This is a genomic window from Paenibacillus sp. FSL R5-0701 (assembly GCF_037973995.1).
Taxonomy (GTDB): Bacteria; Bacillota; Bacilli; order Paenibacillales; family Paenibacillaceae; genus Paenibacillus.
Map to the genome: position 1 here is coordinate 4,239,858 of NZ_CP150230.1, position 21,081 is coordinate 4,260,938.

Consider the following 21,081-nt stretch of genomic DNA (forward strand, 5'->3'; position numbering starts at 1 on the left):
CAATCATAATCCATATTATTTTCGTTATATTACATCATTATTCTGCATTATTCGACATTTTTCATCCAGAATCGTTCAACAACGTTGCCATTGGACTCCACATAGTCTTCATCCCGAATGCCACCATTTCGAAGGATAACCCTTCTGGAAGGATCATTAACCGCATCACATACGACCAATACTTTGGAAATTCCAAGCTCTCTCGTTTTCTCCAAAGAAAGCCTGAGAATTTCGGAACCATAGCCATTGTGCCGCTCGCCCGGACGAATACCATAACCAATATGTCCTCCACTATTGAACAATTTATCGTTAAGCTCATGCCTTATATTCACAGCACCCACGATTTGTTGACTCTCCGTGACCAGCCAGTATGTACTGTCTTTGACCCAGCCCTCCGGGATGTCGATCCCTTGTTCATTACGCTGCAAAAACGCCAACATCTCATCAAACGCATAAGGATCTTTGGAAATGACCCAAGGTACCATCAATTCTCCACTTCTGACCCAGTCTTCATAAAATGCCAAATACGCATCCTTATAGGCTTTTGATGGTTTAATTAATCTAACTTGTTCTTTCCCCATGATCATTACATCCTCCCAACAGATATTGATATTGCCACGTTCTCTCTTCCATGACACGACGTTCTTGCTCTTCCTTCAAAGAGTCATAAAAGATAGCTTTCACTGCATACGTTGCGGCATGAACCGCATGGTCTTTCACATGGGCCGTTGCAGCTGCGTGTCCCGCCGCACGAGATGCAGCAGAGGCAGCGACATTGTCGGCTTCCCTTGCAGCAGCATGAGCTGCAAAAGCTGCCTTTCGAGCGTCAACCATGGAAATCTCTCCACGAATCCAACCTCTTCCTGCATCAATGGCATCACGGGCGCGGATATCCTCCGTCTTCTTCTCAGATATATACAAGACACGTGCCGCACACTCCGCAGCCCAACAGGCCAATGTATGGTGATCCTTTTGCTTAGCCAGATCCTCAATCTCACGACGTAAAGGTGCATCTTTGAATGCAGGTTTTGCCATGGTCATGCTCCTTTCATTGTTCAAATACTACAAATTCACTTTCAGACAAGTTCGAAAAAGGACCTGCGTGTGTGCAGATCCTCTTCAAGTGTACCTCTTACAGCTTATTCTATCATTATACGGACTCTGTCAATGCAGCCTCCTGAACATCCCGATCCTTTTTCGCATCCGTGTCTTTGTACGTGAATTGGTAACTCCCAGATCCAAGTGTGACTTCAACATCGCCTCCAATGTTTTGAATATCCTGAACTCCACTTATCTGATCCAACTGATCCAACGGTTTCCCTTGCTCCAGAACGATCTGTGCACCTGCTCCAGGAAGAAGTACCGTACCTCTCGTGTTGGCGGGAATATGCACCCGAATCTCCATTTCACCCTCCGCCAGCCGGTGCCAGCTTGAAGCAACTTGACCATACATCGTCTCCAGACTCGCTTCCACCCAATCCAGTCCAGGTCCGGGTTGCGGCTCGATATGCACCATTCGGAATCCTGGCTGATGTTCATCGGACCGAATGCCAGCAACATAACGATACAACCATTCTCCAATCGCCCCGTACGCATAGTGGTTAAATGAGTTCATATCAGCACTCCAGAGACTGCCATCCTCTTTTATCCCATCCCAATGTTCCCAGACGGTCGTTGCGCCTTGAGTCACCTGATATAGCCAGGACGGATAATCCTCTTGAAAAAGTAATGTATAAGCCAGGTCGTGAAGACCTGCATCACTCAATACCGGATTCAGATAAGGTGTGCCCACGAAACCTGTAGTAAGATGATTTCCCGCCTCTTTCACGAGTTTCGCCAATTGTTCAACAGCACGAGATCGGGCAGTCGCTTCCAGCAGGTCAAATTGGAGCGCAAGAACATGTGCTGTTTGCGTCGGAACAGCAATTTTGCCGGCTAGAGTCACGAATTCATTTCGAAACGCATGAACAATGTTTGTATGCAACTGCTTGTAATATTCAGCATCATCTGTCTTTCCAAGTGCCTCAGCTGCCTTTTGAGTTAACGACACCGAATAGGCATAAAATGCAGTTGCCACATACTCCGTGTCCGTTGCACCGACATAACTATCGGGCTTGGAGTCCAGTCCCAGCCAATCGCCAAAATGGAATCCCGTGTTCCACAGATACGGATTCTCACCCTGCACGTGAATGTATTCAACCCACCGCTTCATACTCTCATATTGCTCGGCCAGTAATCTGGCATCCCCATACATCTCATAGATGGTCCAAGGACAGATGACTGCAGCATCCCCCCAAGCGGCGGAGGAATGACTGGTATCTCCCCATCCTTCTGACGTGGAACTTCTCAGATCCGGAACGAAGAATGGAATACCTCCATCTTCTCCCTGATCCGCTTCCAGATCCCGCAGCCATTTGGTGTAGAAGGGAGCCGTATTCATCAGGTAGGAGGACGTTCGGACAAACATCTGTGCATCCCCGGTCCACCCGAGCCGTTCATCCCTCTGTGGACAGTCTGTCGGCACATCAAGGAAATTCCCCTTTTGCCCCCACAATATATTGTGATGCAGTTGGTTCACCAGTGGACTGGAGCATGAGAACTGACCTGTTGGCTCCATATTCGAGTGCAGCACTATTCCGGTGAATTCATCCAGACAAACGTGTTCCGGGAAGTTAACCAGCTTCACATAGCGGAACCCTTGGAACGTAAAATGCGGTTCAAATGTTTCCACTCCATCCCCCTTGCAGGTGTAGCGAATACACTGCTTGGCGGCGCGAAGATTATCGGTGTAGAAGTTGCCTTCATGATCCAATATCTCAGCGTGGTGCAGCTCAACCGTATGACCCGCCTCACCTTGAATGCTGAATCTCACCCATCCCACCATATTCTGCCCCATGTCTATTACACGATCTCCCTGTGGGGTTGTTAACAATGCGATTGGCTGTAGCTGTTCGACTTGGGTAACGGGTACGTTCTCCTGCGCAACGATGATATCTTTGGGATGCTCCAGTACGTTCACGGGTGACCAATTCGTCTGAGATGAATCCAACCAATCGGACTCCATTCGTGCATCATACGTCTCCCCCATATAGATGTCCGACATGCGAATGGCACTAGGAGCAGCCGTCCACTCCCCATTGGATAGAATACATTCCTCCGAACCATCTGCATATTTCATATGCAGTTCCAGCAGCAATGCGGACGTTGGACCAAATATCTCCCGCTCTTTGTTCCAGCCGAGATACCCTCGATACCAGCCATCACCCAGATAAGCGCCTAATATGTTCTGCCCATCCTGAAGTAGATGAGTTACATCATAGGTTTGATATTGTAATCGCTTACGATAAGAGGTCCAACCAGGTGTAAAATAATCTTCTCCTACTCTTGTGTTGTTCATATGCAACTCGTATAATCCAAGTGCTGTCACATATATTCTGGCAGACGTAACAGGTTGTTTCACATTAAAATGCTTGCGCATACGTGGGCATGACGTATCTCCATCATCTGATGGTTGAGCTGTGATCCATACTGCTTGCCACTTGTTATGACTATCCATAAGTCCCATCTCGAAATAAGCCGTTTCGGACCAACCGGAATCACTTCCTGCATCATCCCATGCCTGAATTCGGTAGTAGTATCGCGTTTGCGGAGAAGGCTGAAAATGGTTTAATTCCACATGTATGGACTGATCCGTGCTTATCTTGCCAGAATCCCATTCAATCCCATCAAAATCTTCTGAAATGGACAGCTGGATCTGGTATGCGGATTGCACGCAGTTCCGACGATCAGACTGTAACTGCCAGCTTAATCTCGGTGATTGGACATCAAGGCCTATCGGATTGATTCTATACTCACAGCGAAGGTGACTCACGTTGAACATTAGCAGATCGTCCTTTCCATCTTGGCTTCCCATTCGGGGTTACGATATAATTATATCGATCCTGTTGCCCTAAATACCCGGTAATCAGGACTATTTCATCCGGTGATCCAGCCATCTGTGCGAGGAGGTTGCTTGTGAATTCATCTGTACAACTCATGAAAAGCGAATACTTTCTGCATAATCATCTGCAACTTTTTGTCAATCGTTGCTCTGAAGATTTTGTACTCCCTTTTCACGCACATGATTTTATTGAGTATAGTTATGTCGCCGAAGGAAAGGGCTTTCATCATATCGGTGAAGATGTCATTCCGGTGAGGAAGGGGATGCTGTTTGTCATTCCTGTCGGCGTTCCTCATGTATTTCGTCCTGTCAGCACCAACGTAACCGAGCATCCGTTAATTATATATAATTGCTTATTTAATGCTGAATTGATCCACACGCTGACAGCAATCATTCAGGAAAAAGAAATCATTCAACATCTGATGGATCTGGCACAAAATCAGGTTCCTTATATTTCCGTTGTGGATCACAACGACCGGATTGAAGAAGTAATGGTGAAGCTATATCGTGAATCATCCGTTCAGGGAATCGGTTCGTCTACCATGTTATACACCCTGGTGAGCCAGTTGGTATTGATGACCTACAGACAACTTTATCAAAAGGATCATGATGAAGAGAATCATTCCACCGGTCTTGATTACATCCTTCACTATATCAAGGAACACTTAGGCAATCGTATTCGGATGTCTGATCTGGTACGTGTATCGGGCTTTAGCGAAAAACAGATTGGCCGAATGTTTCTGCGACATACCGGTCAGACCTTTAGCAGCTACCTGCAACACCTCCGTATACAAAAAAGCTGCGAACTTCTAAAGAGTTCACAGCACAAAGTCAGTCTGATTGCCGAGCTGGTCGGATATCGGGATATGGATTCATTCTATGCTGCATTCAAAAAAATAACAGGTGAAACACCTCTCGCCTATCGCAAAAAATCCAGAGCACAGCACTCTGGACAATAAGGTTAACTTTCAGACACCAACAACCTGTAACACTTCATCTATGTATGCCTTGGCCTCTTTCCATGAAGACATTAACGGAAAGTTGTATTGCTCACGCTCCTGTATATTCCATGGATGCGGGATACAGATGACCTTTTTGCCATCCTCATGCGCTGGAATCAAATTATGTGCCCCATCATCAATAAGCAAATCAAAAGCGAGCAGGTTTTTTCTTTTGCATGTAATAAACTGTTCTGCAGTTATAAAAGGCATGTGCTGCTGAAGCCAGTTCCACTTCTCAACAACTGTTCTTGGTTCCGCTGCCGTTACAACAATAACATCATAAGCATCGTTCAGCTTTCGCATCTCATCTACTACATACTCGTCGTATAATTCCAATTCCTCGAACAGACCCGGCCGACCATAAAATACATCGTGCGTGCTCTCTGGATGACGCAAATGGGACGTATCCCAATGAATCATATCCTCATAGCGAAGCGGATGGGTCGGGAAGTTGAGGTTGTTGTGATATATAGCCCGCTTGACCAGATGACATATCGTGTCATCCATATCTACAGCAATAATAGGCTTCTTCATGGTTACCCCTCCCCCAATACGATCACAGTATACCATCCAGAATGTTATGTAGTCATCTTTTTTACCTTGAAATGCCAATAGCGTTGATGAGAATACTACAGGATCATATAAAAAAGGCGCCCCGGCGCCGTAATACCAGCTACGCTCGGGGTGCCTATATAGATTAATCTATTCCAAGTTCTCGCCATTCGAGGCAATGACTTTTTGGTACCAGCCAAAGCTTTTTTTCTTATACCGATTCAATGTGCCTTGTCCGTTGTCATCCTGATCCACGTAGATTACGCCATAACGCTTGGACATTTCCGAAGTGGATGCACTGATGATATCAATCGCTCCCCAGTTGGTATATCCCATCAGGTCCACACCATCCATAACGGCTTCTTTCATTTGTGTGATATGTTTTCTCAGGTAATCAATACGGTAATCATCGTTGATAGAACCGTCTGCTTCAACGGTATCTTTGGCACCAAGGCCATTCTCTACCACAAACAATGGCAGTTGATAACGGTCATACAGTTCTTTCAATGCCACGCGCAGGCCGATCGGATCAAGCTGCCAGCCCCACTCTGTACGCTCCAGATTCGGGTTCTTGATCGTACTGTACAGGTTACCACCCGTCACTCCATATTCCTCTGGGTTCACTGCGGACACCAAGGATGTGTAATAACTGAACGAAATGAAATCAACCGTGTGCTCACGCAGGATCTGCTCATCTCCCGGTTCCATGACAATTGTAATCCCGTTCTCTGCCCAGTACCGAGCCATGAACGTTGGATAACTGCCACGAACTTGTACATCCGTATGCAGCAGGTTCAGCTGATTATCGATCTGTGCTTGCAGCACATCCTCTGGCTTCGATGTCGCCGGGTAGTGAATCATACGCGCAAGCATACATCCGATCTGGAAGTTCGGGTTAATCTGACGTGCCTTTTCTGTTACCAGGCTGCTGGCTACAAATTGATGATGAAGTGCCTGATAAGAAGCCTGCATCGTGTTCTCAACTCGGTCTTCAATAATACCGCCGCCTGTGAACGGTTCAATGATGGTTGTGTTAATCTCATTAAACGTCAACCAGTACTTGACCTTGTCCTTGTATCGGTTCATCACGGTTTCCGCATATCTTACAAAATGTCCAATCACTTCGCGACCAGCCCAGCCATTATATTTCAGGACAAGTGCCATAGGCATCTCATAATGCGAGAGGGTTACAAGTGGTTCGATATCGTATTTCCGGAGTTCATCGAACACTTCGTCATAGAAACGCAGTCCCTCTTCATTGGGCTCGGCATCATAACCATTCGGGAAAATACGCGGCCAGTTGATGGACAGACGGAATGTCTTGAAGCCCAGTTCTGCGAACAGCGCAATATCTTCTTTGAAACGATGGTAAAAATCAATCCCGTAACGCTTCGGATAACCTTCTGCACTGTGATGTGCCATTGCTTTCTCAACCGTTGCACTGGTGACATGCATCAGTTCTCTAAGGTTGGTGTAGTCCTTTTTCTCAAAATAAGGAACCATGTCGGCTGTCGACCATCCTTTGCCGCCAGCGTCGAATCCACCTTCAGCCTGGTTGGCAGCAATAGCGCCGCCCCATAGAAAACCTTCCGGGAACCCTTGTCGATTAATCATTCGAATCTCTCCTTCTTTGGTTGATATTGTTAGTCCTAAGAGAACAGTTTAGATCTCAGCTTTCAAGACGTATTCACCCATCGTGATTTCGCCCAATCTCACTGGTAGAACCTGCTTGTAATCAGCCGTATTGGTAACAACCATAGCGGTTGTGATATCGTATTCTTTTGCAATCTCGGCCAGTTCAAACGTGAGTAACTTGTCTCCAGCCTGTACACGTGCTCCAGTAGCAACATGTGCATCAAAATACTGTCCACGCAGCTTCACCGTGTTAATTCCAACATGAATCAACAATTCCATTCCGTTATCACTGCGGACAACGATCGCATGTTTTGTTTTGAACACATTCATGATGGTACCTGTCACTGGAGAAACCAATTCGCCCACCGTTGGAACAAATGCCACACCTTTACCCATCAATTCATCACCAAATGTTGGATCGTTGACTTCTTTGAGTGGGATGGATTTACCTGTCATCGGTGCAACTGCTATTGCATCACTCGTTGGTGTTGGATCGCCCATGTCGTCCACATTTACGGTTGCAGCGTCATTGGAAGTTACTTTCGCTGGTGCAGTAGAAGCACCCGGTGAGAATTGAGCTAACGCCTCTGCGTCTCCCTCTTCTTCCTTGATACCAAATATCGTAGACATGATCGCACCCACGATAAAGGCCAAAATCATACCCCCAAAGGAATACCAGAAGGTCTGTCCAATCAGGGAAGGAAGTCCTGGGAGACCCCCATTACCCGCAAGTACATACGCTTTCGCGCCAAAAGCAAGGGCGAATCCGCCACCCACTGCGCTACCAATCATGGCTGCGGCAAATGGTTTTTTGTATTTCATATTTACACCGTACATAGCTGGCTCCGTTACACCCATCAGCGCTGTAAAGCTCGTGGACAATGCCACGGTTTTGAGTTTTTTATCTTTTGCCCGGAAGAATACGCCGAGTGTTGCACCCGCCTGACCCATATTGGAGATAAAGGTCAACGGCAAGAATTTATCAAAGCCCAGTGTAGCGATATTACTCAGGATGATCGGCACAAGTGCATAGTGCATTCCTGTCATAATAATGAGCGCCATCGCGCCGCCAAGAACAATACCTGCAACCAATCCGCCTTCATTCAGCAGCCAGTTGATACCACCAGACAATCCGCTACCTACAAATGTACCCAAAGGACCGATCGCAATCAGTGTCACCGGAACCATAACAAGCAAGGTAATCAGCGGCACAAGCAGCAGCTTGAGTGCAGCAGGGATAACGCGGTCAACCCATTTCTCAACATAGGACATCAACCATACTGCAAGAAGAATCGGGATAACCGATGAAGCATAACTTACAGCCGTAACCGGGATTCCCAAGAATCCAACCGATTCACCGCTAGATAACAATGCTGTCATGTCTGGATACATGAGTGCCGTACCTAGTGCAATCGCAACAAACGGGTTACTGCCGAATTTACGAGCAGCGCTAACTGCAATCAGTAAAGGCAGGTAATGGAATACGCCGTCACCGATGGCTGAAAGAATACGATACGTATCCGTTCCGGCAGACATCCAACCTACGGACACGAATAGTGCAAGTAATCCTTTGAGCATACCTGCCGCAGTAATCGCTGGAAGCATCGGAGCAAAGACACCTGCGATTGTTTCAAAAATTTTCAGCACAACATTTTGTTTTTTATCCGACTTTGGCTCTTTGTTTTCTGTACTTTGCTGGATTGCCGGATTTTCCTTCACCATGGCATCAAATACTTTTGCCACATCATTACCGATAATGACTTGGAATTGATCCCCGGAAATATTCGTTCCCATGACCTTATCCAGTTTCTTGAGTGAGCCGTTGTCAACTTTCTCGTTATCTTTCAGATCAAAGCGCAAACGTGTGACGCAGTGATAAACTGAGTTAATATTGTTTGTTCCCCCAACGGCTTTAATGATTTCCTGCGCCGTTTCCTGATGTTTCATGATGTTTTCCTCCTCATTTTTCCAATAAAAAATACCCGAACGAATCTAGCGCATATGGATGGCGCCATCTCATTCGGGTATTGCCTGATTGAACAGTAACAAGCCCATAGGATATCCAGTTGTGATTTGATTCTATTGCGTGGACTTCTCGTCCCGCTTGGTTTTCATCAAACGTTCCAGATGGAGCGTTAGATATAACTGCTCAGAGTGAGTCATGTCATACTGATAGTTTTTATGGATAAAAGTCTCGATCTTGCCAATACATTTGAATGTCTCCGGATAGTTTTTCCGAACCACTTCATATAAATACTCCTCAGCATCATCATGTGAAGAATGTGTAATGACACGCTGACAGAAATATTTCAAATGGGTGATGAAGCGGAAATAATTGACGCTATCTTCATCCAATTCGACGTTGAAGTGATATTTGATGATATTCATAATCTCCTGCAACAGCTGCATCAGATGGGTGACATCGTTCATGGAATCATTGACTTCCGCATTGATGAAATGTAAGGCAATATTACAGATTTCATCTTTGGGAAACTCAATATCCAGTCTTTCCTTCAGCAAGGTCAGTGCTTCTCTGGCCACATCATACTCCGCCTTATAGAAATGCTGAACTTCCCAAGAAAGTGGATTACGAGTAATCATTCCTTTTTCCAAGCGTTGAACAGCAAAGTGAATGTGATCAGACAGCGAGACATAGATCCCGTCACTGATGGTTTTGTTCAATTGTGTTCGTGCGAGTGTCACAATATCATCTGTTGCCTGCAAAATCTCAATCGGCACTTCAGCTACGATGGATTTGAATTTCTCATAAATCGATGCATCCTGAAGACGAAATACCTTCTCAATCCGCTCTTCATCAATCTCATCGCCAGCTTTGAACTTAAATCCGATACCCCGGCCGAGGATCAGTAGTTCCTGATTTTTGTCATCCACGGTACTGACAATATTGTTATTAAATATCTGTTTAATAATCATTATGGACCCACCTGGTTTTTTTTGAGGAATAAAAAAGGGCAAAACCAAAACAGAAATAATAAAATCATTTCCATCGTGGTTTTGCCCGCATTACCGGTAACAAGCCTCGGAACTAATTTATCATAACCTGAAAACGGTGTCAACCAAAAAAATAGTAATGCTGCTATCCGGTTCTTTCCCTTATACTGAGTCATTTCCCTACGCTTCCACGTTTAAGGGGTTCATATGTTTTAATATTCACATTTTGATGCAGATTCAAACGGCGTCACCACCAATTTATCACTTGCTTCAAACAAACTAAAGGCCCTTCTTTCGAAGGGCCTTTCATCATTGCTGGAACGTCACATTAATCTGTACAATCTCCGAACGACTGCTTGTGCGAATCGGAGGTCCCCAGAATCCAAATCCTGACGTTACGATGGAGTGCATGGAGCCTTTTTGCAGATAACCCCAATCATTCTCGTATATCGCCTGTGTGATGAACTGAGCAGGCGCAATCTGACCACGGTGGGTGTGGCCGGATACCACCAGATCTATATTGTTTTGCTGCGCAATATCCAGATCATACGGCTGGTGATCCATCATAAGTACAGGTTGGCTCAAGTCCGTATCTTGCATTAGTGCAGCTACTTCTGCCCGATCCTTCTCTGTCCGGTCTTTCCGTCCAATCAGGGTAATCTTGTCATCCAAAACGATCTTGTCATCGTACAAAACTTGCATGTTGCTCTTCTCCAGTGCAGCAATCAGATCTTCAATGGGACCATCGAACTTGTCGTGATTCCCGAGAGAAGCATAGACACCATATGGAGCCTGAATGTCACTGATAATATCGGCAATTCCGCTATTGAGGTACATATCCAGATTGTCATCAATAATATCTCCAGGATACAGCACCAGATCCGGCTTCAGTGCATTAATTTCCTCCACCATGCGTTTGGCATGTGCAGGGCCAGATAGAAGTCCGAAGTGCATATCAGCAGCCATGACAATGTTGAGCTTGTCTACACCTTCTACTTTTTTATCAATCTGAATATTATATGTTCTCACTACCGGGCTATAGGCGTTGAAAATTCCGTAACCCATTGTGGACACTAACAGCACCAGCGTAACGACCCCCGCCCATTTCTGGGTGTGATGTCTAGGAATACGGGTTAATCTCAGCAACCACATCGTGAGGTGAACGACGGGCAGGATCAACAATAACAACGAGAAGATCGCTAGCCAGTAAGAACCGATAATACCGAGGAACGAAATGCTTCCAAATAATCGTGCCAATATGAAGGAAATGGCAAGGAATACAAGCCCTATAATATACAACCACCGAAATCTGGCGGACACGACAGGTTTCATCCAACTCCAACCGCTCCAGCCTATGTAGAACACTAATAAACCATATACAACCAAAAACAATATACCCGCTAATACAAACATGCCCGGTCTAACCTCCACGTCAATAAGTTGTATTCTGAATTTTCATCACGGACACAAGTCCGTCTGAACAAGTATAACGTAGTTGAAGGGTCAGATCACCTGTTTGCAAAAGCCAGATAGGTACATTTTATTACAATTTGATGATATTCAAATTCGTACCATAAACCAGAAAAAGCATTCCTGCAGTCGCCCTGAATAGTTAAATTCAAAGACAACCGCAGGAATGCTTTATTTTCGGAATTAAAATTACTCGTTTGTGTCCATCCACTGGAAGTGGAATGAACCTTCTTTGTCCACACGTTTGAATGTGTGAGCACCGAAGTAGTCACGTTGAGCTTGCAGCAAGTTTGCTGGCAAACGCTCTGTACGGTAGCTGTCGTAGTAAGACAGTGCACTGGAGAAGCCAGGTACTGGAATACCTTGTTTTACAGCAGCCGCTATAACTTCACGCCATGCGCCTTGATAAGATTCAACGATGTTTTGGAAGTAAGGATCCAAGAGCAGGTTTTTGAGTTCTGCATCTTTGTCATATGCTTCTTTAATGTTTTGCAAGAACTGCGAACGGATGATGCAGCCGCCACGGAAGATCATGGCAATGTTACCATATTTCAGATCCCAGCCGTATTCATCGGAAGCTGCACGCATTTGTGCAAATCCTTGTGCATAAGATACGATTTTACTTGCAAACAATGCTTTACGCACGTTCTCGATAAACGCTTTTTTGTCGCCAGAGAATGCTTCAGTTGCTGGTCCACTTAGGATTTTGCTAGCTGCTATACGCTCGTCCTTCATCGCAGAGAGGAAACGGGAGAATACGGATTCCGTAATCATGGACAATGGAACGCCGAGATCCAGCGCACTTTGGCTTGTCCATTTCCCTGTTCCTTTTTGTCCAGCTGCGTCCAGAATAACGTCAACCATTGGTTTGCCTGTTTCTGGATCGTATTTGGAGAAGATATCTGCCGTGATTTCGATCAGGTAACTGTCCAATTCCCCTTGATTCCACTCAGTGAAGATCTCATGCAACTCTTCAACGGAAACGTTCAATACGGATTTGAGCAAGTGATAAGCTTCACCAATCAACTGCATATCTCCGTACTCGATACCGTTATGCACCATTTTTACATAGTGTCCGGCCCCGTCTGGTCCGATATATGTGCTGCAAGCGTCATCGCCAACTTTAGCGGAGATCGCTGTCAGGATCGGTTCTACCAACTGATAAGCACTTTCCTGACCGCCTGGCATGATTGCCGGGCCTTTCAGTGCGCCTTCTTCACCACCGGATACACCTGCTCCGATGAAGCGGAAACCTTTTTCTTCCAGTTCTTTACTGCGACGTTGTGTGTCAGGGAAGTAAGCATTACCTCCATCGATAATAATGTCGCCTTGATCCAGATGAGGAAGCAGTTGCTCGATCGTTGCATCTGTTGCTTTACCTGCTTGCACCATGATCAGAATTTTACGCGGAGACTCCAGGGATTCCACGAATTCTTCAATGGTGAACGCACCTGTCAGGTTTTTACCTTCTGCTTCTTTCAGAAGATCGTTCGTTTTCTCCGGGGAACGGTTAAATACCGATACCGAGAAACCTTTGCTTTCAATATTCAAAGCCAGGTTTTTACCCATTACTGCCAATCCAATAACACCAATCTGTTGTTTACTCATTATGTCCTCCCAATACTCCATTATTTATATAGTAAGTTGAAACGAATGAATGGTTATAGATTATTGTACTGTTTTTTTCCAGTCCGCTGCAAATTTGTCCATACCTTGATCTGTCAGCGGGTGTTTGGAGATTTGTTCAATGACGGAGAATGGAACAGTAGCAATATGTGCTCCAGCCATCGCAACACGTGTAACGTGATCCGGATGTCTTACAGAAGCAGCAATAATCTGTGCATCCAGGTTATGTGTACGGAACAATTCGGCAACTTTGGCAACCAATTGTACGCCATCTTCGGAGATATCATCAAGACGTCCCAGGAATGGGGATACATATGTCGCACCAGCACGAGCAGCCAAAAGCGCCTGGTTCACAGTGAAGATCAACGTTACGTTGGTTTTCACGCCTTTTTTGGTCAAGTAACGGCAAGCTTCCAGTCCTGCAAGTGTCATTGGCAATTTGATCGTAATGTTTTTGTCGCTGTTGTTTATTTTGATCAATTCGTCTGCTTGCGCGATCATTTCTTCAGCAGTAAGGGCATCTGGTGTCACTTCCGCAGAAACGGACTCCACTTCAGGTACCAAACGCAAGATTTCTTCAATACGATCTTCGAATTTCACGCCTTCTTTGGCTACCAAAGATGGGTTTGTTGTTACACCAGACAATACGCCGATTTTGTATGCTTTTTGGATATCTTCCACGTTAGCTGTATCGATAAAAAATTTCATGATTTAATTACCTCCAGATATATTTTTTATTTTGGTTTAGAGATTTGCATTAACTGCCAAGGGGATGTTATCTGTAACTACAGACTCCTGATCCGTCGGCTCATCAAACCACCAGTGGTGGCCTTCTTCTTCAAGCATAATATCTGATTCAGCCGGTCCATAGCTACCCGCAGGATACAGGTGAAGTGGTAACAGATTTTCCTGGAATGCATCCAGAATTGGCTGCACCCACGCCCATGACAATTCTACTTCATCCCAGTGGGCAAAGAAAGTTGGATCACCCAGCAAGGCATCACGAATCAGATTCTCGTAAGCTTCCGCGAGGTCACCTTTATCCGGAGAAAGATCGATATGAACCGGTTTGAATTCACCTTTATTCTCAGGATCACTTGCATTCAGTTGCAATGTCATGCTCTGATCTGGACTCATCTCAATGACGAGCAGGTTTGGCTTGGAACCCTTGTTTTTCAGCACATTTGTCTGTCCTGAAGGTTCTTTGAATTCAATCACGATACGTGTTGATTTCTCCTTCATTCTTTTACCCGTGCGAATGTAAAACGGAACACCGCGCCAGAAGAAATCATCAATTTGCAATTTGGCAGCAATGAATGTGTCATTCATCGTATTCTCGGCTACACCCGGTTCAGCAGCATACGCATTTACCGGTTTACCTTGAATGTTGCCTTCTGCATACTGTCCACGGATGATGTTTGCACCCACAGTTTGTTTTTGTAACGGCTGAATTGACTCCATAATGTGTTTTTTCTTCAATCCAACTTTTTCGGAAGTACTGTTGTATGGAAGCTGAATCGCCATCATCATGAGCAATTGCAACATATGATTCTGGAACATGTCTCGCACTGCACCAACATGATCGTAATAGGATGCACGTTCTTCAACACCTACAGTCTCATTCGCTGTAATTTGCACATTGGAGATGTAACGGTTGTTCCATAATGCCTTCATGATTGGGTTACTCTGATGCAACGTCTCCAGACGCTGTACCATCGGTTTGCCCAAATAGTGGTCAATCCGATAAATCTCTTCCTCCGTGAACGATTCGCTTAATTTGCGATTAAGGTCTCTGGCAGACTGCAGGTCGTGACCAAATGGCTTCTCGATGACGAGACGTTTCCAGCCCTCTGTGGAACCCAGTCCACTTTCTTGAATATTCTCGGCAATCGGTTCGAAAAATTCCGGACCAACCGAGAGATAAAACAAGCGATTGGACGGAATGCCAAGCTCAGCTTCTCTTTGTTCAACTAATCCCAACAGCTTTATATAATCTTCCTTATGGCTTATATTCAATACACTGTAGCGGAAAGCTTTCACAAATGACTTCACAACTTCAGGATCAGCCTGGCGTCTGGAAAATTCATTTAATGATTTTTCCACTTGTGCCTGAAAGAATTCATCAGACCACTCTCTACGCCCCAGACCAATCAATGAGAAGGTTTCAGGAAGCTTCTGCTCAAGATATAAGTTATATAAGGCAGGATATATTTTTCTTTTGGCTAAATCGCCAGTAGCACCAAATAAAACAATGGTAGTTGGTTCCATCTTACCGTTCTCCTTCCAAGTAACTCTGGTTTCTTTGTTGTAGTTACACTATAATACGTTTTATAGTCATACAAGTAATTAATATATTTCACAGGAGCTATAGACCACATCTATGACGACAAATTACGAACTATATAAAGTCTTTTATTGGGCCGCCAAAACGGGAAGTTTGACACAGGCTGCGAAAGCACTGTATATCACTCAACCCAGCGTCAGTCATGCCATTAAGCAATTGGAAGAGAGCTTTGGTCTTACCTTGTTTTATCGAAATTCCAAGGGTGTAGCATTAACACAGGAAGGTGCCAGTCTATACTCCTATATTGAACAATCCCAGATTCTGATCTCACTTGCGGAAGAAAAAATGGCCGCACTGAAGAATCTCGACAATGGTGAACTCCGGATTGGTGGCAGTGACTCCCTGTTCAAGCATTACATGCTGGCATATCTAGAGGAATTCCACACCTTGTACCCTAACATCAAGCTACATCTGAGTCATGGAACCACACCGGAAGTCATTACGTTTCTGAAAGAAGGCAAGATCGACCTTGGTGTAGTTCGGATGCCCATTGTTGATCCACAGCTAGAAGTCAGGGAAAGTATTCAGTTGAAGGACTGTTTTGTAGCTGGGGAACGTTATGCTCAGTTGAAGGGTAAAGTCATGACACTTGAGATGCTTCTGGAGCATCAACTGATCCTCTTCTCCCGGAACAGCCGGGTTCGGATGGCTATTACCGAGTTGTTTAACAGCTATAATTACACGTTGAAACCTGAGATTGAGGTTGGTAGCGTTGATCTGTTGATTGAGTTTGCGCGTCGAGGACTGGGGATCTCCTATGTCACACGTGAGTTCATCTCCAAAGAGCTGGAGGAAGGTTCTCTCTTCGAAATTCAGCTTGATGTCCCGCTCCCCCCTTCCCATGTGGGGATTATGACCAAACGTAATATGCCAATTTCTCTGGCTGCCAACCGGTTTATGGATCTCATTTTCAAATCCTGAGTGATCACAATGTCAAAAGGTACAACAAAGAGCCCCACCGTCCAGTTATGGATGATGAGGCTCTTTGGCTTGCATAATGTATGTGTTTATCTAACGATTAAAGACTCACCAGATAGGACGCGTCCAATATAAGGGCAACCTTACCATTACCGAGAATCGTTGCGCCAGATAGATGGTTCATTGCTCCCAGATACGTACCTAGCGTCTTAATAACGACTTCCTGATTTCCTATAATCTCATCTACTGCGTAAGCTGCAATTTTATCAACGGAACGCACGATCACCAGTGGAATGGTTTTGGATTTACGGTCCGTTCGTGGATAGTTGAGCCTGTCGCACAATCGGTGAAAAGGTACAATTCGTCCATGATTCAGGATCGCTTGCTGTCCCTGGATCATCTGAATATCTTCAGGTGAAATTCGAACAATCTCAGCAACATTATACATCGGCAAGATCAGAACACGACCCGACACTTTGACTAACAGACCTTTAATAATCGCCAAAGTAAGTGGTAGACGAATCGTAAACGTGGTGCCAACACCAACCTCCGTATCAATATCAATGATACCGTTGAGCCGCCCGATCTGGCTACGCACGATGTCCATTCCAACGCCGCGCCCCGATACTTCACTGACAGAAGAAGCTGTGGAGAAACCGGGCTCAAATATGAGATGGACAGCTTCCTGTGTTGTTAGACGTGCAGCCTGTTCCTCACTAATGATACCTTTGCCCAAAGCGGAAGCTTTGATCTTCTCACCATCGATACCTTTGCCATCATCCGAATAACGAATGACAACATGATTTTCTTCATGAAACGAAGTTAATGTAATACGTCCTTTGAACGGTTTACCGTTCTCCGCCCGAATCTCTGCACTTTCAATGCCATGATCTGCACTGTTGCGGATGAGATGGATCAGCGGGTCACTCAATTCTTCAATAATCATCCGGTCAAGCTCAGTCTCTCCACCTTGGATAACCAGTTCCAGATCCTTACCCAGCTTCTGAGAAAGGTCACGAACCAATCTCGGGAAGCGACTGAATAGTTGATCAATGGGTAACATCCGTGTCTTCATTACACCTTCTTGAAGTTCCTTGATCACCCTGCCCATATGATCGGATACACCACTAATACTCTGTATGAGTGTTGCAGACTCCTTACGCGCACCCGATCCACTCAGATCCGCAAGGGATGTTTGATCAATTAACAGTTCACCGACCAAATTCATCAAATGGTCCAGACGCTCAACATTCACACGAACTGTAGGTTGAGCAGCTTTCACTTTCTCATCCGGGCCAGTTGTATTCACGGTAGGCAAGCTTGGTTTCGTTTGCTCTGTTTCAGAGATTAATTCAAGTGGTGCAGAAGTCGCTGCAACCTCATTGGATTCCAGCAGATATGGATCAATCTCCAGCCTATGAATATCCGAGTCTGAAGACAGCTCTGTCTTAAGCTGCTGTGGGTCCTTCGATGTTGCTACGATGATGATGAACTGACCATAATGATCATCTTCATTCTGCGCGCCCGGTTGGCTCTCCATGAGCGAAGTAGCGACAACCGTACCACAGATGTCCTCAATACGTTGTCGCAAAATATGATATCTGGCCGCTTTCATCATGCACTTCTGCTCCAGCACAATATGAAGGGACAATAACTGCTTGCCTGATACAATAGCCACCTGTGCCATAACCGATTCTGCTGGTTGCAATTGAGGTACTTTAAGTTGCCCGACTACTGCCGGGGTCTGAATTAAATCCTTTATTTCTCGTACTACCGCTCGAAAGTCCGCATAGGCTTCCCCACGGATATACTGATCACGAAGCACCTTCATGGCGTCCAAAGAGCGGAACAACGTATCAATCAGCTCCGAAGTCATCTCCGGTTTTTTCTCCCGGACCCATTCAAGAGCATACTCCACTTCATGCGTGAGGTCGCTTAATTCACGAAAATCCATTGTGGATGCCGATCCCTTGATGGTATGGGCTGCCCGAAACAGCGTCTGAACCAGCTCTACAGAAGGCGTAAGCTCCAATGCCAATAAAGACTGATCCATACGTTCCAGTTGATCATTCAGTTCTTCGATAAAGATGTCACGGTAGGCAGACAAATCCATCATTCGTATATACCTCCCTAACCGCCCAATATTTCGTCCAGTTTCAAAATGCCCACAAGCTTGTCTTCCTGTTGACCCACACCATGGAATAAATCTTCACGGTTACGACCATATCCGCCAGTTGGCGGATGTATGTCCGAATATGTGGTTACCTTGTTCACGCGATCCACGATCAAGCCAATATATTCTTCCTGATGTCGAACCACGATAATACGTGTGGCTCTGGTGTCCGGTTCATCCGGCATACCCAGCAAGTTCCGCAGACTCATCACACATACAACCTTGCCACGCAGGTTTACTACCCCTTTGATCTCTGGGCGGCTGAATGGGATATCTGTAATGCTGAGCATTTTAATAATTTCGTGAATTTCTTCAATTCGAATGGCACAGGTCTCTGCACCTACAGACAGTTCAATATATTGTTCCTTCTGAAGTGAAGACATCAATTCACCCTCAATTCAATTTTATTAATTTGTTTTGAAGGCCGCTGCCGAATCTGCCAGCTCTTCCGCCAGATGTGCCAAAGACTGGCACGTTGCCGCAGTCTCTTCCGATGCAGCCGCAGATTCTTCACTGGAAGCCGAGATGGATTCAACAGAGCTCATCACCTCTGCGGCTTGGGCTGCTTCTTCTTCACATGCAGCAGCAATTTCGTTTACTTTCTGTGAAGAGTTATTGACCATATCAATGATCTGATCAAAAGCCTGTCCAGTCATGGAAGACTGCTCAACACTGGCTGCTACGGCTTGCACACTTTGTCTCGTATTTTCCTGCATTGCTTTGATGATGGCTGTAATTTCTTTGGTCGCCTCTCCGCTTCGTTCGGCAAGCTTCCGGACTTCATCTGCGACTACAGCGAATCCTCGTCCTTGTTCTCCGGCACGTGCCGCTTCAATAGCAGCATTCAGCGCGAGCAGATTGGTCTGCTCAGCGATATCGTCAATCACTTCAATGATGTCACCGATTTTACGAGAATCATCTTCAAGTTTGGTCATTTTTGTATTAACAGCTTGCATACCTTCCAATGAAGTCTGTACAACAAGTCCACCTTCACGAGCAGTCTTCACCGTATCGTTGGACAGTTCAGCCGCTTCTTCCGCACTTGCAGCGACGGAGTTAATGGCAAGTGAAAGCTCCTTGAACAATTCGGAGATATTTCCTGCCTCACTGGATTGGCTTGTGCTGGTACTCGCAATTTCCTGTGTGCTTGCTGAGATCTGTTCCGAAGAAGCGGCAACGCTTTGGGAGTTCATCACGATATTGTTGACTAACCCTTTCAGATTGTCGACCATACGATTCAGAGCTGCGGCCAGTTGACCCACTTCATCTTTGCTGGAGATGTCTGACTGGAGAGTCAGATTTCCGTTAGCGACTTCCGTTGCCAGACCCAACATGGCCATGAGTGGCTTGGAAATGGAACGAGAGATAATGTAACCGATCAGAATACTGAAGAGTACAGATGCAACAACCATAACAATTGTAACGGTAAAGGCCGTTGTGTAGGCTTCTTCAGACTTCGTGTTAGCCTGATCTGCCAACGTTACATTAAGATTCACCAGGTCCGCGAGTGTTTTTACAATCTCATCACCAGGTGATTTCAATGTCGATTTCAGGAATTCAATAAAAGCTGCATCATCCTCTGATAGCGCCATAGTGACGCCTTGATCATAAAGTTTCATATAGCTACTGTATTGGGTATCTAACTTACGAAGCAATTCCGTTTCTTCCGGGGTAGTCGCAAGAGGACGGTACGTAGCAAGTCGCTCCTCCATGGATTGACGAATCGTGGCAATATTTTCTGTAATTCTGGTCTGTTCTGCTGCTACAGTTTCGAAATTCAAATCACGTACGTTAACTCGTAATCTCTGATAATCAACCTGAGCTGAAGAGAGCTCACGAACTGAGATTAGATTGTTGTTATACATCTCTTGCATTCGTTCATTCGTACTTCTCAATGTTACTACAGAGTAGACGCCAAGCGCCGCAAGGATTATCGACACAATTAAAAACGCTGAGATAATCTTTGTTGCTGTTTTCAAATTCCCAAACCACTTCATGTAATCTCCTCCTAGGCATCGTAGTGTCCAGTTATGTATATAACGCTTGGTAAACCCTTCTCTAGGTCGCGCTCCAGACAACTTACGATCTATTTCGACATAAATATATTAAAACTGAATAGGAGATTTTTATTTCTATAAATTTGCACTATTATGAATTTTTATTTCAGATATAAAGAATCTTCTTTTTAATATAAATTATACTTTTTACCTATTAAATTTCATTTTTTATTTACATATATACGTATAATCCAAATTCTGCATCGACTTACACATACATCTCCATACAAAATTTCATGTGATATGATCTTCTTATATTTACATAAGAAGTTATATAGTTCATACGTATAACAAATATCATTTTCCATGCAAAAAAATGATGTATTTCTCTGTACACACTCAATACTTCAAGACTTAAGTCTAATAATAGCTCACCCATTCTGAGTCTATTTTCCCATAAAAAAAACCAAACC

The 21,081-nt window shown here is 45.0% G+C and carries 16 protein-coding genes; 2 read left to right on the plus strand and 14 right to left on the minus strand.

From position 1 onward, the window contains the following. Window positions 1-47 precede the first annotated feature (47 nt). From MKZ13_RS18575 to MKZ13_RS18585, 3 genes are all read right to left on the minus strand, one after another. Window positions 48-587: a GNAT family N-acetyltransferase gene (locus MKZ13_RS18575; protein WP_339177249.1), complete on the minus strand. Its 540-nt coding sequence runs from the start codon at window positions 585-587 to the stop codon at window positions 48-50. Next, window positions 562-1,035 carry a putative immunity protein gene (locus MKZ13_RS18580; RefSeq protein ID WP_339177252.1) on the minus strand — a complete coding sequence of 158 codons (474 nt, stop codon included), beginning with the start codon at window positions 1,033-1,035 and terminating at the stop codon, window positions 562-564. Before MKZ13_RS18580 ends, MKZ13_RS18575 begins: the two co-directional genes overlap by 26 nt. A gap of 115 nt (window positions 1,036-1,150) precedes the next feature. Next, window positions 1,151-3,772, minus strand: coding sequence for a family 78 glycoside hydrolase catalytic domain (locus MKZ13_RS18585; RefSeq protein ID WP_339177254.1), 2,622 nt, complete (start codon window positions 3,770-3,772; stop codon window positions 1,151-1,153). Between the two features lie 242 nt (window positions 3,773-4,014). Here MKZ13_RS18585 and MKZ13_RS18590 point away from each other — a divergent pair, with 242 nt between their 5' ends. After that, entirely contained in the window at window positions 4,015-4,899 is an 885-nt protein-coding gene (locus MKZ13_RS18590) for an AraC family transcriptional regulator (RefSeq protein ID WP_339177256.1), read from the plus strand. A 9-nt stretch (window positions 4,900-4,908) separates the two neighbouring features. On the opposite strand, the gene MKZ13_RS18595 is transcribed toward MKZ13_RS18590, so the two are convergent. From MKZ13_RS18595 to zwf, 8 genes are all read right to left on the minus strand, one after another. Then, window positions 4,909-5,475, minus strand: coding sequence for a hypothetical protein (locus MKZ13_RS18595; protein ID WP_221820522.1), 567 nt, complete (start codon window positions 5,473-5,475; stop codon window positions 4,909-4,911). 168 nt (window positions 5,476-5,643) lie between these two features. Then, window positions 5,644-7,107: a 6-phospho-beta-glucosidase gene (ascB, locus tag MKZ13_RS18600; RefSeq protein WP_339177258.1), complete on the minus strand. Its 1,464-nt coding sequence runs from the start codon at window positions 7,105-7,107 to the stop codon at window positions 5,644-5,646. Between the two features lie 48 nt (window positions 7,108-7,155). Beyond that, window positions 7,156-9,075, minus strand: coding sequence for a beta-glucoside-specific PTS transporter subunit IIABC (locus MKZ13_RS18605; RefSeq protein ID WP_339177259.1), 1,920 nt, complete (start codon window positions 9,073-9,075; stop codon window positions 7,156-7,158). 132 nt (window positions 9,076-9,207) lie between these two features. Further along, entirely contained in the window at window positions 9,208-10,062 is an 855-nt protein-coding gene (locus tag MKZ13_RS18610) for a PRD domain-containing protein (RefSeq protein WP_036613466.1), read from the minus strand. A gap of 327 nt (window positions 10,063-10,389) precedes the next feature. Continuing rightward, window positions 10,390-11,493 (minus strand): metallophosphoesterase, encoded by a 1,104-nt coding sequence (locus MKZ13_RS18615; protein WP_339177262.1) that lies wholly within the window; start codon window positions 11,491-11,493, stop codon window positions 10,390-10,392. Between the two features lie 246 nt (window positions 11,494-11,739). Continuing rightward, window positions 11,740-13,158, minus strand: coding sequence for an NADP-dependent phosphogluconate dehydrogenase (gene gndA / locus MKZ13_RS18620; RefSeq protein WP_339177263.1), 1,419 nt, complete (start codon window positions 13,156-13,158; stop codon window positions 11,740-11,742). A gap of 60 nt (window positions 13,159-13,218) precedes the next feature. Beyond that, window positions 13,219-13,884 carry a fructose-6-phosphate aldolase gene (gene fsa, locus MKZ13_RS18625; RefSeq protein WP_076210039.1) on the minus strand — a complete coding sequence of 222 codons (666 nt, stop codon included), beginning with the start codon at window positions 13,882-13,884 and terminating at the stop codon, window positions 13,219-13,221. Between the two features lie 36 nt (window positions 13,885-13,920). Next, a complete protein-coding gene (gene zwf, locus MKZ13_RS18630) occupies window positions 13,921-15,444 on the minus strand; it encodes a glucose-6-phosphate dehydrogenase (RefSeq protein WP_339177265.1) in 1,524 nt (507 codons plus the stop codon). Between the two features lie 112 nt (window positions 15,445-15,556). Between zwf and MKZ13_RS18635 the strand changes: the two genes are divergently transcribed. Continuing rightward, on the plus strand, window positions 15,557-16,441 hold the full coding sequence (locus MKZ13_RS18635) for a LysR family transcriptional regulator (protein ID WP_036672843.1): 885 nt from the start codon (window positions 15,557-15,559) through the stop codon (window positions 16,439-16,441). A 97-nt stretch (window positions 16,442-16,538) separates the two neighbouring features. On the opposite strand, the gene MKZ13_RS18640 is transcribed toward MKZ13_RS18635, so the two are convergent. From MKZ13_RS18640 to MKZ13_RS18650, 3 genes are read right to left on the minus strand one after another with little or no spacing between them, the layout of a single operon-like run. After that, window positions 16,539-18,554 (minus strand): chemotaxis protein CheA, encoded by a 2,016-nt coding sequence (locus MKZ13_RS18640; RefSeq protein ID WP_339177267.1) that lies wholly within the window; start codon window positions 18,552-18,554, stop codon window positions 16,539-16,541. 14 nt (window positions 18,555-18,568) lie between these two features. Beyond that, window positions 18,569-18,994, minus strand: a complete 426-nt coding sequence (locus tag MKZ13_RS18645) for a chemotaxis protein CheW (RefSeq protein WP_221820509.1) — start codon at window positions 18,992-18,994, stop codon at window positions 18,569-18,571. Window positions 18,995-19,018: 24 nt separating this feature from the next. After that, window positions 19,019-20,608 carry a methyl-accepting chemotaxis protein gene (locus MKZ13_RS18650; protein WP_339177270.1) on the minus strand — a complete coding sequence of 530 codons (1,590 nt, stop codon included), beginning with the start codon at window positions 20,606-20,608 and terminating at the stop codon, window positions 19,019-19,021. Window positions 20,609-21,081: the final 473 nt, after the last annotated feature.